Annotated in this window: 10 protein-coding genes and 3 pseudogenes; 7 read left to right on the plus strand and 6 right to left on the minus strand. The window is 70.3% G+C overall.

Annotated features, from left to right (window positions below; translation table 11 throughout):
- Nucleotides 1-68 precede the first annotated feature (68 nt).
- Nucleotides 69-1,055, plus strand: coding sequence for a DUF6801 domain-containing protein (locus ACIGXX_RS17745; RefSeq protein ID WP_399976588.1), 987 nt, complete (start codon nucleotides 69-71; stop codon nucleotides 1,053-1,055).
- Nucleotides 1,056-1,176: 121 nt separating this feature from the next.
- Here ACIGXX_RS17745 and ACIGXX_RS17750 read toward each other — a convergent pair whose 3' ends face one another.
- Both ACIGXX_RS17750 and ACIGXX_RS17755 read right to left on the minus strand, forming a co-directional pair.
- Nucleotides 1,177-2,205: a WxL protein peptidoglycan domain-containing protein gene (locus ACIGXX_RS17750; RefSeq protein ID WP_383825170.1), complete on the minus strand. Its 1,029-nt coding sequence runs from the start codon at nucleotides 2,203-2,205 to the stop codon at nucleotides 1,177-1,179.
- Nucleotides 2,206-2,323: 118 nt separating this feature from the next.
- Nucleotides 2,324-3,463 (minus strand): DUF6801 domain-containing protein, encoded by a 1,140-nt coding sequence (locus tag ACIGXX_RS17755; RefSeq protein WP_399976592.1) that lies wholly within the window; start codon nucleotides 3,461-3,463, stop codon nucleotides 2,324-2,326.
- 670 nt (nucleotides 3,464-4,133) lie between these two features.
- Here ACIGXX_RS17755 and ACIGXX_RS17760 point away from each other — a divergent pair.
- The 5 genes and pseudogenes from ACIGXX_RS17760 to ACIGXX_RS17780 all read left to right on the plus strand — a co-directional run.
- A complete protein-coding gene (locus tag ACIGXX_RS17760) occupies nucleotides 4,134-5,348 on the plus strand; it encodes a glycosyltransferase (RefSeq protein WP_399976595.1) in 1,215 nt (404 codons plus the stop codon).
- Nucleotides 5,349-5,444: 96 nt separating this feature from the next.
- Nucleotides 5,445-6,737: a lipase family protein gene (locus ACIGXX_RS17765; protein WP_399976597.1), complete on the plus strand. Its 1,293-nt coding sequence runs from the start codon at nucleotides 5,445-5,447 to the stop codon at nucleotides 6,735-6,737.
- A gap of 25 nt (nucleotides 6,738-6,762) precedes the next feature.
- Complete coding sequence (locus tag ACIGXX_RS17770) at nucleotides 6,763-7,986, plus strand: lytic transglycosylase domain-containing protein (protein WP_399976600.1); 1,224 nt, start codon at nucleotides 6,763-6,765, stop codon at nucleotides 7,984-7,986.
- A 25-nt stretch (nucleotides 7,987-8,011) separates the two neighbouring features.
- Complete coding sequence (locus tag ACIGXX_RS17775) at nucleotides 8,012-8,524, plus strand: hypothetical protein (protein WP_399976603.1); 513 nt, start codon at nucleotides 8,012-8,014, stop codon at nucleotides 8,522-8,524.
- Nucleotides 8,525-8,726: 202 nt separating this feature from the next.
- Nucleotides 8,727-8,825 (plus strand): annotated as a pseudogene (locus tag ACIGXX_RS17780) (IS5/IS1182 family transposase); the annotation flags it as partial.
- A 163-nt stretch (nucleotides 8,826-8,988) separates the two neighbouring features.
- On the opposite strand, the pseudogene ACIGXX_RS17785 reads toward ACIGXX_RS17780, so the two are convergent.
- A pseudogene (locus ACIGXX_RS17785) lies at nucleotides 8,989-9,279 on the minus strand (helix-turn-helix domain-containing protein); the annotation flags it as partial.
- A gap of 138 nt (nucleotides 9,280-9,417) precedes the next feature.
- On the opposite strand from ACIGXX_RS17785, the gene ACIGXX_RS17790 reads away from it, so the two are divergent.
- A complete protein-coding gene (locus ACIGXX_RS17790) occupies nucleotides 9,418-9,756 on the plus strand; it encodes a thioredoxin family protein (RefSeq protein WP_351167917.1) in 339 nt (112 codons plus the stop codon).
- 162 nt (nucleotides 9,757-9,918) lie between these two features.
- Here ACIGXX_RS17790 and cdgB read toward each other — a convergent pair whose 3' ends face one another.
- The 3 genes and pseudogenes from cdgB to ACIGXX_RS17805 form a co-directional block, all read right to left on the minus strand.
- Complete coding sequence (cdgB, locus tag ACIGXX_RS17795; protein ID WP_399976911.1) at nucleotides 9,919-11,454, minus strand: diguanylate cyclase CdgB; 1,536 nt, start codon at nucleotides 11,452-11,454, stop codon at nucleotides 9,919-9,921.
- Nucleotides 11,455-11,571: 117 nt separating this feature from the next.
- A pseudogene (locus ACIGXX_RS17800) lies at nucleotides 11,572-12,207 on the minus strand (caspase domain-containing protein); the annotation flags it as partial.
- Nucleotides 12,208-12,215: 8 nt separating this feature from the next.
- A complete protein-coding gene (locus ACIGXX_RS17805; RefSeq protein WP_361474189.1) occupies nucleotides 12,216-12,566 on the minus strand; it encodes a hypothetical protein in 351 nt (116 codons plus the stop codon).
- Nucleotides 12,567-12,716: the final 150 nt, after the last annotated feature.

A 12,716-nucleotide genomic window follows, 5' to 3' on the forward strand; every position in this document is an offset into this window, starting at 1 on the left:
TCTCAGAAGTGGGGCCACACATGGGAGACCGCATGGGAGTCCGCAGCGGAGAGCAATCGGGAAAAGTCGTGGCCAGGCTGGCGCGGGGATCGGCCCTGACCGGTGTCGCCGGGGTGTTGATCGCGCTGACCGGCGGTGGCGGCAGTGCATGGGCCGAGCCGGCGTCGCTCGCGCAGAAGTACACCTGCAAGTTCCCGATCATCAGCAATGACGGCATCGAAGTCGCGATCACCACGGACATGCCCGCCACGATGAAAGTCGGCGAGACGGTCCCCGAGTACGACATCAAGGCCGTCACCAAGGTCAGCGCGCGCGCCGCACAGGGCCTCGGGGTGCTCGGCGCGGTCACGCTGGAGGGCAAGGCCACCGCCGACGTCGTCGTCACCCAGCCCGGCAGCGACGGCACTCTGCCCATCAAGGTCGCCAACACCGTGGCCAAGGCCGACATCCCCGATCCCGCCGCGGCATTCGAGGTCACCGCGACGGGCAAGTCCCCCGGTGGGCTGCTGACCTGGGGCACGGCGGGCAAGGCGGCCTTCGACGTGAAGGGCCTCAAGCTGCACAATATGATCGCCCGCGACGCGGCGGGCAAGCCCGTCCAACTTCCCCCGAACGGCGATGAGTTCACGGCGGAGTGCACGCTCGACGCCGGTCAGAAGACGCTCCTGCACACGATGACGATCACGGGCGACGGCGGGACGGACCCGACGGACCCGCCCACCGATCCGCCGACCGACCCTCCCACCGACCCGCCGACGGATCCGCCCACCGACCCGCCGACCGACCCCACCGACCCGACCGATCCCGGCACCACGACCGGCGGCTCCTCGGGCGGCGCCGCCGGCACCTCGGGCGGCTCGGGCTCGAGCGGCGGCTCCGGATCCTCCGGCACCCAGCTGGACACCCAGGTGACCGGCGGCTCGGGCAGCCTCGCGGCGACCGGCATGTCCGGCGTCGGCCTGATGCTGGCCGCGGCGGGAGGCCTCGGCGCCGCCGGCATAGCGGCCTTCCACTATCTGCCCCGGCGCATCCGGAGGGACGAGCGGGCCGTCTGAGGCTGCTGCTGTACGTCACCCGGAGTCCCGCGTCCCCGGGGGCACTCCCCGCTGTACGGCAGCGCAGAGAGCGGGCCCGGAGCAGCGACGGCGCTCCGGGCCCGCGGTCATGCCGTACGGATCAGCTCCGCACGGCGGAGCGGGCCCTGCGGCGCCGCACCACCACGCCCACGATCAGCAGAAGCACGACCAAGGCCAGCGTCACCAGGACACCCCAGTTCACCGTGCGATAGGCGGCGCTCCCGCTCTCCACCAGCTCACCCCCCTTGTCGCTCGCCGTCAGCTCGACGCTGCCCCAGTCCAGCGGAGGCGGCGCGGCCCACTTCTGAGTGATCCGCACCCGCTGGCCCGGCATCAGCTCGGCAGGCAGCTTGGTGCCCGCGCTGTCGAAGGACGTCCGGCCGAACAGCCCCTTCGCCTTGAGGTCGACCCTCGGCTCGAGCTGCACATTGCCGTTGTTGACGAGCGTGTACGTGACCGTGGCGTCCTTGCCGAAGCCGGGCAGCAGCGGAACCTCGTAGTCGAACCGGACGTCCTGGACGCTCAGCCCCGGCTTGCGTTCGCCGTTGACCTGGAGATAGATCCGCGCGCCGACCGCCTGCCGGATGCCGACGCCGGTCCCCTCGGCGCGGGCGACGCGCTTGTCCAGGGCGACGACGGCTCCGGGGTGGTCGCCGGGCGATGCGGTGCGCGGAATGGCGACGGTGAAGGGGACCGTGGTCCTGCCGCCCGCCGGCACCGTGACCTCGGAACGGGCAAGGCGCGTCCACACTCCGACGGACCGCTGCTTCTCCGTGGGCTCGCGCACCGCGAAGCCGCCGTCGCGCGGAGTGTTGTACGCGTCGGCGGCATAGAGCAGGAAGGTCACCGGCTCCTTGGCGAGATTGGAGACGGTGACCTTGTCGTGCACGGTCCGCCCCGGATCTGCCTTCATCTGGAAGTACGCCCGATGAGCCTTGCCCTTGGCGGCTTTCCCGGCCGCCTTGCCGTCTTTGCCGGTCTTGGCGGGGAAAACGGACCAGCGTCCGTTGTCGGCGGCGTACGCCTCCGGCGGCGGGCTCGCGGTGAGCAGGCCGAGCGCCAGGGCAAGGGCGGTGATGAGCACGGCGGCGTATCGGTGATGCGTGAGCTGCGTACGGACGAGGTGCATGCGGCCCCCAGAGCGAGCGGAGAAGCGAGAGAGGTGACGGGAGGGGAAGGGGGGAGCAACGCCGAAGAGGTGGACCGGCCGTCGTGCGACGGCCGGTCCACCGAGGCGGAGCCCAGGATCAGGTCAGCGTCAGCGTGAGCACGGCCGCGTAGTCACCGGCGGCCGCGGTCGCCGGTACGTCCAGCGCGAGGCCCGCGCCGACCGTGAACTCGCCGCCGGTCTGCGCCGCGTCGGGCGCGCTGGCGAGCGTGGCGCCCGCCCCGCCCACCGTGCCCTTGGTGCCGGGCACGCAGGTGCTTGCCGACCCGGCCGCCGTCTCGCAGGACGGCGTCCAGCCGAGCTTGTCCGCGGCGATGGTGCCGGCGCCGGTGAAGTCGGTGACCTTCCCGGTGAGCGACCAGCCGGTGGCGCCGTTACGGGCGTCCTTGACGGTCACCTTCTGCAGGTCGCCGGTCGAGCTGCCGCCCGCGCCCTCCTGGACCGGGGACAGCGCGACGGTGTCGCCCGCCTGGGCCATGGTGAGCTGACCGCCGCCCTGCTTGGGGGTGACCTTGGTGTTCACGTTCTGCTTGCCCGTCGAGGGGCCCGGGCCCGGGTCAGGATCGGGTCCGGGGTCAGGATCGGGTCCGGGGTCGGTGCTGCCACCCTGGATCTCCATCGTGTGCAGGAGCGTCTGCTGGCCCGCGTCGAGCGTGCAGGCGGTCTCGAACTCGTCACCGAACGGCGGGAGTTGGACCGGAGCCCCGGCCGCGTCACGGGCGATCATGTTGTGCAGCTTGAGGCCCGTGACGTCGAACTTGGCGGTACCGGGGTCGGCCCAGGTCAGCAGAGATCCGGGCGACTTGCCGGTGGCGTCGACGGTGAACGCTGCCGCGGGGTTGGGGATGTTGGCCTTGGCGACGGTGTTGACGACCTTGATGGGAAGGTTGCCGGTGCCGCCGGGCAGGGTGACGTTGACGTCGGCGGTGGCCTTGCCTTCGAGGGTCACCGCTCCCATGACGCCCAGGCCTTGGGCGGCGCGGGCGCTGACCTTGGTGACGGCCTTGATGTCGTACTCGGGGACCGTCTCGCCCACCTTCATGGTGGCGGGCATGTCGGCGGTGATCTCAACCTCGATCGGGTCGTTGTTGATGATCGGGAACTTACAGGTGTACTTCTGATTCAGATTCAGCGGGACGGCGGACGCGGTACCTCCGGTGGCGGTCATCAGGCCGGTGACCAGACCGGCGGTCGCGACAGCGGCCAGGGCGCCACGCACCCCGGCTCTCTTTCGATGAGCTCTCATGAGCTGCCTCTCGTACTGCGTGAAGGAGCAGAACGGGTGAAGGAAGAATGGCCGTACATGTCGTTATCTTCGCCAGATACGGTCCTGTTTCGGATCGGTAAACTACTGACGGGTAGTTGGGCGGTCAAGATGTCAATTACCAGCAGAATTCAGCTGCCTGGATTTGACGGTTGATTCATCTCGGGGTGAGTAATGAGAACTGGGGACTTGTACTTCGATGCCAAATCCCTGGGGTGAGCCGGGGTGACAACCGATCCCGGCTCCGTACTCATCACGCAACAGATCTTCGGTACGCGGTGAAACGGCTCTTGACCGGCTTCTCGAGGCGCGACTAGCTTCCGCTTTCGGCTCGATCGTCAATTCAACGTAATTGCCCGCCTACTTGCTTCCTGCCTGCTGCCTGCCTGTGCCTGTGCCTGTGTCGCCGAGCGGTCGGAGTTCTGATGCTGTCTTGTGAGGCAATCCCGGACACGGTCCCAGGGTTGAGCCCTTCCGGCCACGCGAACGGGAGACCGGTGAGCGGGGTGTGGCGGGCCGCAGCCGGCGGCAGACCCGGCCTCGGGACCGGCGACCTGGACACCCGCAATGCCCAACCGGCCCTGGGCATTGCGGGGCACATCACGCCGTACGGCGGCGGTGCCCGATGAGCCGCTTCCTCTTCGTGGTGCCGCCTCTGGCCGGTCACGTCAACCCGGCCTCGGCCGTCGCCGCCGAACTCGCCGACCGGGGACACGAGGTGGCCTGGGCCGGGCAGCCCACCGCCCTGGAGGGCCTGGTGGCCGCCGACGCCCCCGTATTCCCTTGCGCGGGCGCGCCCGGCATCGACGACAGGCCCCGCGATCTGCGCGGCACGGCCGCCCTGAAGTTCCTGTGGGACGACTTCTTCGCGCCGCTCGCGTACGCCATGGCGCCCGGAGTGACCGCCGCGGTCATGGAGTTCGGACCCGACCTGCTCGTCGTCGACCAGCAGACGGTCGCCGGCGCACTGGTCGCCGAGCGGCTCGGCGTCCCCTACGTCACCTCCTCGACCACCTCTACGGAGCTGTCGGGCAGCCCCATGGACACTCCGCAGTTCGACCAGTGGATCACCGACCTCCTGGACGGACTCCGGCTGCGCCTGGGCGACCCCTCGGCCCGCTACGACCCACGTTTCTCGCCACGGCTCACCCTGGTCTTCTCCACCACCGAACTCACCGGCCCGCAGGCGTTGGACCGCGGCCCGGTGCGCTTCGTCGGCCCGGCGCTCGGCCAGGCGCCCGACTCGCGCATCGACGCCACCGACTTCCCCTGGGGGTGGGTCGACCGGGACGACGGCCGGGCGCTGGTCCTGGTGTCCCTCGACACCGCCGACACCACCGTGGGCGCCCACTTCCTCGCTCAATGCGTCGACGGCATACGCGCCCGATCACGCGAACTGCGCGCAGTGGTCGTCGACCCCGACGGCGTCCTCGGGCCACCGCGCCACGACGACAACCTCCTGATCTGCCCGGCCGTGCCCCAACTCGCCCTTCTGGCCCGCACGGACGCCGTCGTCTGCCACGCCGGGCACAACACCGTCACCGAGGCCCTGTGGCACGGCGTCCCCCTGGTGGTGGCCCCGGTCCGCGACGGCCAGCCCGTGGTCGCTGCCCAGGTCACCGCCGTGGGCGCGGGAGTGCGGGTGCGGTTCGGCCGGACCGATGCCAAGGCCGTCGGATCCGCCCTCGACACCGTGCTCGGTCAACCCCACTTCGCCGCGGCCGCCCGCCGCGTCAGCCACTCCTTCCGCGAGGCGGGCGGAGCTCCCACGGCGGCCGCACATCTCGAAGAGCTCGCCATCGCCGACCAGGAGAACCCACGCCAGGGACTGCAGATCTAGCCGTGACCAGGCAGGCCCTGCGGACAGCCGCAACCGGCCGCGAGAACACCCCGCTCCACCAGCCACCACACGCCACCGGCCCTCAAGGGAACTGACATGCCGACACGGATATCCCGCCGGCCAGGACGGCTCGCATCCGTCCTCGCCCTGATCCTCGCGGCCTGCACGCTCTTTCCGGGCACGGCGGGCAGCGAGCCCCGCCAGGCCCCCGCGAACGCGAACGCGAACGCGAGCTTGAGCTTGAGCGCGAACGCCGCCGCGCCGCTGCCGGCCGACGACTTCTACGTACCGCCGTCCGCCCTGCCCGACGGAAGACCCGGCGACGTCATCCGCTCCCGCAAGGTCGAGCCCGGCACCCCCACGCCGCGCGCCCTGGCCGACACCTGGCAGGTGATGTACCGGTCCACCGACGCGCTCGGCAAGCCGCACGCGGTGACCGCCACCGTCATGGTGCCCAAGGGCGGCACCCCCGCCGCGCGGCCCATCGTCGGCTGGGGACCCGGCACCCAGGGCCCCGCCTTCCGCTGCACCCCGTCACGGATGATCGCCAAGGGCGCGCTGTACGAGCAGTGGGTCATCAACGCCATGCTCAGGGCGGGCTACGCGGTCGTCGTCCCCGACTACGAGGGATACCGGCCAGGACCGAAGACGACGTACATGGTCGGCAAGTCCCTCGGCCCCGCCCTCATCGACGCGGTCCGCGCCGCCCAGCGGCTGTCCGCCACCGGGCTCTCCGCCGACGCGCCGGTCGCCTTCCGCGGCTACTCACAGGGCGGAGGCGCCGCGCTGTGGGCCGGTGAGTTCCAGCCCGACTACGCGCCCGAGCTCAAGCTCAAGGGCATCGTCGCGGGCGGCGTCCCCGCCACCCTGATGGAGGTGGCCCTGCCGCTCAACGGCCGCCCCGGCTCCGGCTTCCTCTTCTACGCCCTGATCGGCCTCGACCATGCCTATCCGGAGCTCAAGTTCGGCGACGTGCTCAACGACGCGGGACGGGCGATGGTCGCCGATCTCGAAGCGGGCGGCTGCGCCCTAGAGATGATCAACAAGTACGGCAACAAACCGCTGTCCGCGTACGTCACCCGCAGCCCGCTCGTGGATGCGCCCTGGGTCGCCCGCTACACGGAGAACACCCTCGGCGGCAGCCCGAAGATCAAGGTGCCGGTGCTTCAGTACCACGCCACCCAGGACGCCCTCGTCGAACCGAACCAGGCCGACGCCCTGCACAAGCAGTACTGCGCCCAGGGCGTGCCGCTGACCTGGAAGACGTACGACACCACCAGCCACCCCCCGGTCGCCGACCACCTCTGGCCGATCCAGGCGGCGAACGCCGAGGCCATGACGTATCTCGCCGACCGCTTCGCGGACCGGCCCGCCACCCCCAACTGCTGAGCGCCGCGACTTCGAGAGGTGAGACATGGCGACGAGCAACAAGCACCGCAAGAAGGGCAGCGGCCGGATGCGCCGGGGCATGGCCGGCACCGTCGTCGCGGCCGTCGCGGTGGCCGGGCTCACCGCATCGGGCGCGCCCGGCGACCCACACGCCGCGCCCCGCCGTGGCGCCGCCCCGGACAGCGGTAGCGGGAACGGCGGTTGGATCCCGCCGGCGGGCCCCTCGGCCGACGCGTACCACACCGAACTCCCGCCCCTGCGCGGCAGTAAAGGAACACGCGGCGGAGGGAGCGAGGCTCCCGAGGTGCGGACCCAGTCCGGCATCCCGGCCACGGTTCTCACCGCCTACCGGCGCGCCGAGGACGCTCTCGCGGACACCGACCCCGGCTGCCGCCTGCCCTGGCAACTCCTCGCGGCCATCGGCAAGGTGGAGTCCGGACAGGCCCGCGGCGGCCGGGTCGACGAGAACGGCACGACACTCACCCCCATCCTCGGCCCGGTCCTCAACGGCAGCGGCTTCGCCCGGATCTCCGACACGGACGGCGGGGAGTACGACGGCGACGCGACCTACGACAGGGCGGTGGGGCCGATGCAGTTCATCCCCTCCACCTGGGCCCGTTGGGGCGCCGACGGCAATGAGGACGGCCGCGCCGACCCCAACAACATCCACGACGCCGCGCTCGCGGCGGGCCGCTACCTGTGTGCGGGCGACCGCAACCTGGCCGACAAAGCGGACCTGGACCGAGCGATCCTCAGCTACAACCACTCATCCGCCTACCTGCGCACGGTCCTGGCCTGGCTGGACTTCTACCGCCGCGGCGCCCACGAGGTCCCCGACGGCCGAGGCCCACTGCCGACCAGTCCCGGACCGGGCGGCAAGACCCCCGCGACCCGCCCGAACGGCGAGGGCGGGGGCGGCGGCCTGGTCATCGGCCCCCAGCCAGGAAACCCGACGAACCCCCGCCCGGGTGACTCCGCCTCCCCTGACCCGACCCGCCCGGCCCCACGCCCCACCGCCACCGACCCGCGCCCCAGGCCCACCACTCCCGGCCCCTCCGACCCTGGCCCAACGGCCCCCGAGTGCCCCTCCCCAACCCCCTCCGACGACCCGACCCCGACAGACGAACCGTCCCCCTCCGACACCCCGCCCCCTTCGGACTCCTCTTCTCCTTCCCCTACGCCCTCACCGACGGGATCACCCTCGCCCTCGCCGACCGACTCGACGCCGCCCGACGCCTGCACCCCGTAAGGGGCGGCTCCGCGGTGGTGCAGCGGTGCGCCTGAAGATCATGGTCGCGATACCAGCAGCCTCGATGGCAAGCTGGCCGCATGGTGGTCTCCGGCAGTCGAGAACTGAGCATGCGATCAAGCATGCCGATGCTCCGGCCTGGTCGGTCCGTGCCGCGGCGGGGCGGCAGCTCGCGATGTCGGACAGACTCCACGAGGTGGCAGACGTCCTCCACCGTCTCCTCCTCGATGCCCAAGACACCGCCGTGACGTCGGAGACGGCCGAAGCCCTGCTGGCGCGCAAGGACACCCCTGGCCTGCGCTGTGTGCTGCTGGCCAGGAGCTGGGCCGCGGACCTTTCGACGGCAGGGGAGATCCAGGCAGCACTGGACTGCGACCCGGACTGGATGACTACGGCGGGCGCAGACCGATTGATCAAGCAACTGCGGGAGCTGGCGACGGACAGCGATCACGGTGTCCGCGATGAAGCCCAAAGGATGCTCGCGCCCATACGTCCACGAGAAGACTGGGCACGAGGCACGCACGACCAAACGCTCTGATCCGACTCACCGGCGGAACCAATCCGAGCCGGAGGCCGAAGCTGAATCAAGCCGGAGACCGCACCCACGAGAGCCGCCTCAGGAAGCCAATGCGGATCGGCACAGCAGCAACCGCACGTGGCGGGCGCGCACGGTGGTGGAACCCACCGAGACCAGCCAGTCGATGCCGCCGTCTGCGTCCGCCTTCGCCTGCGCGCCCCGGAGCGGCGGCCTGACCAGCAGGATTCACCTGGCCTGCGATGCGTCGGGCCGTCCGCTCGCCTTCACGCTCACGGGCGGGAACACCAACGACTGCACCCAGTTCACCGCCGTGAGGGGGGCGGGCCGAACCCGGGTCGGTCCGGGACGGCCCCGGGTGCGGCCCGCCTGACGTCAACTCCTAGACGGGAGAAGCGGCGGAGGGAAGGGCGAGGACCTTGCCGGAGACCGTGCCTTCGGCGGCCTGCGCGTGCAGGGCCGGCGGCCTCGTCGCACCGTGACAGCACGATGGCGGGGACGTTCGAGAGGCCGGTGACGACCCGCATCATCGTGGGACTGATGTGATCGGCCCGCAGGAGGCGCCGCGGTGCTGGGATCCCGCCGAGGATGAACAGGTGGTCACGCTCGCTCAAGTTCAGACGTAGCGCCCGGGCGAGCGCGACGAGCATGCGCTCCGACGGCACCGGGCCGCGCTGCTGCTCGATCCGGCTGTAGTAGTCGGTCGACATTGCGGCCAGTGCCGCTACTTCCTCGCGCCGCAGCCCGCCGGTGCGGCGGCATCGCGCCACCGCGGCGGACGGCGGTCCGCTCGCTGTGCTTGCCACCGGCATCGCGCGCGGGGGAGGGGCCGGATTGCGGTGCGCGAAGCCGTCATGATGGTGGCGGACGTGTTACTGACTACCGAGGGGCCATCGATGGCGAGCCGTGTTCACCAGCCAATGGAGAGCGAGGAATTCGATTTCATCCTCACCGCATCCCGAGCACCGGTGCTCGCCTACTTCTCCGGAACCTGGCCCAAAGCCCTGAAGGCGTGCAAGGAGATGGACTCCGTCGTAGGTGAGATGGCCGACGTGTACGGCGATCGCCTGACGGCAGTCAAGACCGACATGACCCGCTGTCCGGAGCCGACACGGCGATACGGGGTCACCGGAGCACCGTCACTGCTCCTGATCAAGCAGGGAGAAGTGACAGCGACGTGGGAGGGGCCGATGAGCAGGGAAGAACTGAGGGAGTTCCTGGCACTGCATGTCTGATCATGCGCACCGGGGTCCGAGAGACAAGGCGCCAGGCAACACTTGCCGGTCGACGCCGGTCGACGCCCTCCGCCCGCATCGGCTACGGGGCGCTGCTGACCTCCACGTTCCGCATCGCCGGACGGGAGCCGGTGCTGCGCGTGCGGGTGCTGTGCGGTGCTCTCAGCTTTCCGTTGACCGGCGCCGCTGGGTGTGGGTCCCTTTCTCCAGGTACATCCGCTGGTCGGCCAGGTGCAGCACCTCCTCCGGCGATACTCCGCAGTGCGCCCAGCCGATGCCGAAGCTGGCACCTACGCGAACCGCACGGCCATCGATGCGGATCGGCGGGATGATCGCGTTCCGCAGCCGGACCGCGAGGTCCTGGGCGTCGGCGTGGCTGAGATCGTCGGCGAGGATGAAGAATTCGTCGCCTCCGCGCCGTGCGACGGTGTCCCCATCGCCCACACCGTTGACAAGTCGTCTCGCCACCTCGATTAGGACAGCGTCGCCGGTTTGATGTCCGAAGCGGTCGTTGATGGCTTTGAAGCCGTCGAGATCGCAGGCGAGCACGGCAAGGCCCTTTGCGGCACCGCCGCCGAAGTCCTCGGGGGAGAACAGGTGCACGTGGTGTGGGGGCGCGGCGGTGTCCACATCCACGTCTGCGTCAGCAGGATCGCGCGGTCCGTTGCACAGTCGTGCGCCGAGGCGGTTGCGCAGTTCGGTGGCGTTGGGCAGGTCGGTCAGCGGGTCATGGCTGACTTGATGGAGCAGCTGGAGCTCGCGGAGTTTGCGTTCTTCGATGTCTTCGATGTGGGTGAGCAGGAAGCGCGGCCCGTCGGCGGCGTCCGCGACGACGGAGTTGCGCAGGAAGACCCAGACGTACGTCCCGTCGCGCCGGGCCAGGCGCAGCTCGGCCCGGCCGCCCTCGGCGGAGGTCTGCAGGAGGGTGCCGATGTCCTCGGGGTGGACCAGGTCGGAGAAGGAGTAGCGGCGCATCGCGGACGCGGGGCGGCCGAGCAGGCGGCACAGCGCTTCATTGGTGCGCAGGATGCGGCCGTGCTGGTCGCCGCCCATCTCGGCGATGGCCATGCCGGATGGGGCGTATTCGAAGGCCTGCCGGAAGGATTCCTCGCTGGACCGTATCGCCTGCTGTTCGCGCTCCAGGCGGACCAGGGCGCGCTGCATGTTGGCGCGAAGGCGGGCGTTGCTGATCGCGATGGCGGCCTGGAAGGCGTAGGACCGCAGGGCCGCCCGCTGGTCTGGTCCGGGTCTGCGGCCGTTGCGGGGGCGGTCCACGGAGATCACGCCGAGCAGTTCGCCGCCCCCGGGTCCCAACACGTTCATGAGGGCGAAGAGATGATCGGCGGCCTGCCACGCGTTCTCCCCTTGGTGCGCGGGCCGGTCCTCTGTGTGCCACAGCCCGATTGCGTGTGCGTCGAGCTCACGGGATGCGGCGTGCGGAACGAAGCGAATCGTGCCTCTTGCTTCCGCAGCGGCGAGCCAGTGCTCCCAGGCGTCGCGAGAGCCGACCCGGCCGGTGACGAGGGCCTCGGCGGCGGCGTCACCGGCGAAGGCGGCCACCACGAGATCGCCGTCAGGGCGTACGAGATGCACGCTGGCCAGCTCGTAGCCAAGGCCGTTGACCACGCCGTCGGCGACGGTCTGCAGTGTGTCCGCCAGGCTCCGGGCCTGATGAAGGTCCTCGAAGGAACCCTGCAGGCTGTAGGTCTCTTCCTCCTCCGCCGTGTAGGCGGAGTTCTTGACGAAGAAGGTGCGGCCCACTTGGTTGCGCCCCAGGCATTGGGGGTCGGGGCGTCCCTGTCGCTTCAGAATGGACTGTATTCCCATGAAGACGGTGTCGAGGTCGAGCAGTTCCGGTGCATCGGAGATGCCGTCGGTCAGTACGCGCACAAGAGCACCGGTGAACGCCGTGTACGGGTCACCGGGCGGGGCCAGAGCGAAAGCGTTCTCCGCCGCGGCGGCCAGCACGTAGGTGCCTTCGGCCTCGGCAAGCTCCACCATGCTCGATCCGGAGGCCTGCACCCCCATGGCGCGAGCGCTGAAGCAACAGTCCAGGATCACGATGCATCGCTGCGCGGGGCACGCCGACAGCCTCATGCGCACCCAGTCATAGGGAAAGGCCGTCGAATGGACCGATGCCTGGTCGCTGCCGGGCATGGCCAGATGGAGGCGGCCTTTGAGATCGAGCAGACCGTGCCCGGCGTAATACAGCAAGAAGGTGTCCGACGCGGCCTGGGCTGTGCGGAAGATGGCCTCATCGACCTCGCGCATCGAGGCGGGGTTGAGCAACTGGTGACACCGGGACGGCCCCAGGCCCCACACCTCGTCGGCGAAGAGGTCGGTCAGGGTGGTCAGGTTCCTTGCCACCGCCGGCAGATTCTCCAGCGACTCGAACCCGTCCACACCGATGAACAGGGCCTGAGACCTCTCGGGTACGGGGAGCCTCGACATCGCTCCTCCTACTGCCGGGCGAGCAGTTGCTCCACCACGCGCTGCGCCTCCTGTGGCGAAGCCCCGGTGATGGTCACTTTGGTGCCGTCCTCGTGCTCGACCGTGACAGTCGGCTGTTGGGGCCGGGTGGCCCGCCACGATGCGATGGACAGCCCCAGCGCGGCGGCATTGAAGCCGCTGCCCAGTGCCAAGGACACGATGTCGAACACTGCGCCCTGCTGCCCGGGCACGGGCTGCGACGAGGACGTCAGGTCCATCTGCGCGGCGCTGCGGACCGTCCGGTCCAGGAGAAGCCAGTCATGGAGAGACCGAGCGTCTTCCTCGCCCGTGCCGCCGACGATCTGCAAGGAGACCTTCAAGTGCCCACCCCCGCAATTGAATTGGACAGAGCCGCCAGCATAGAGGGCACACGCACCCGGACCATGCGATACGTGGAGCGGGCGAGCGATCCCGGCGGCGACAGGGGCCGGACCCCTTCTGGGGGTCGGCCCCGGGTGATTTCGGGCCCC

It is taken from the genome of Streptomyces sp. NPDC055243 (genome assembly GCF_044544025.1).
Taxonomy (GTDB): domain Bacteria; phylum Actinomycetota; class Actinomycetes; order Streptomycetales; family Streptomycetaceae; genus Streptomyces.

Coding starts and splice junctions, on each gene's coding strand:
- ACIGXX_RS17750 (WP_383825170.1), bottom strand. CDS start 2,205: ATGCACCTCGTCCGTACGCAGCTCACGCATCACCGATACGCCGCCGTG.
- ACIGXX_RS17760 (WP_399976595.1), top strand. CDS start 4,134: ATGAGCCGCTTCCTCTTCGTGGTGCCGCCTCTGGCCGGTCACGTCAAC.
- ACIGXX_RS17765 (WP_399976597.1), top strand. CDS start 5,445: ATGCCGACACGGATATCCCGCCGGCCAGGACGGCTCGCATCCGTCCTC.
- ACIGXX_RS17770 (WP_399976600.1), top strand. CDS start 6,763: ATGGCGACGAGCAACAAGCACCGCAAGAAGGGCAGCGGCCGGATGCGC.
- ACIGXX_RS17790 (WP_351167917.1), top strand. CDS start 9,418: ATGGCGAGCCGTGTTCACCAGCCAATGGAGAGCGAGGAATTCGATTTC.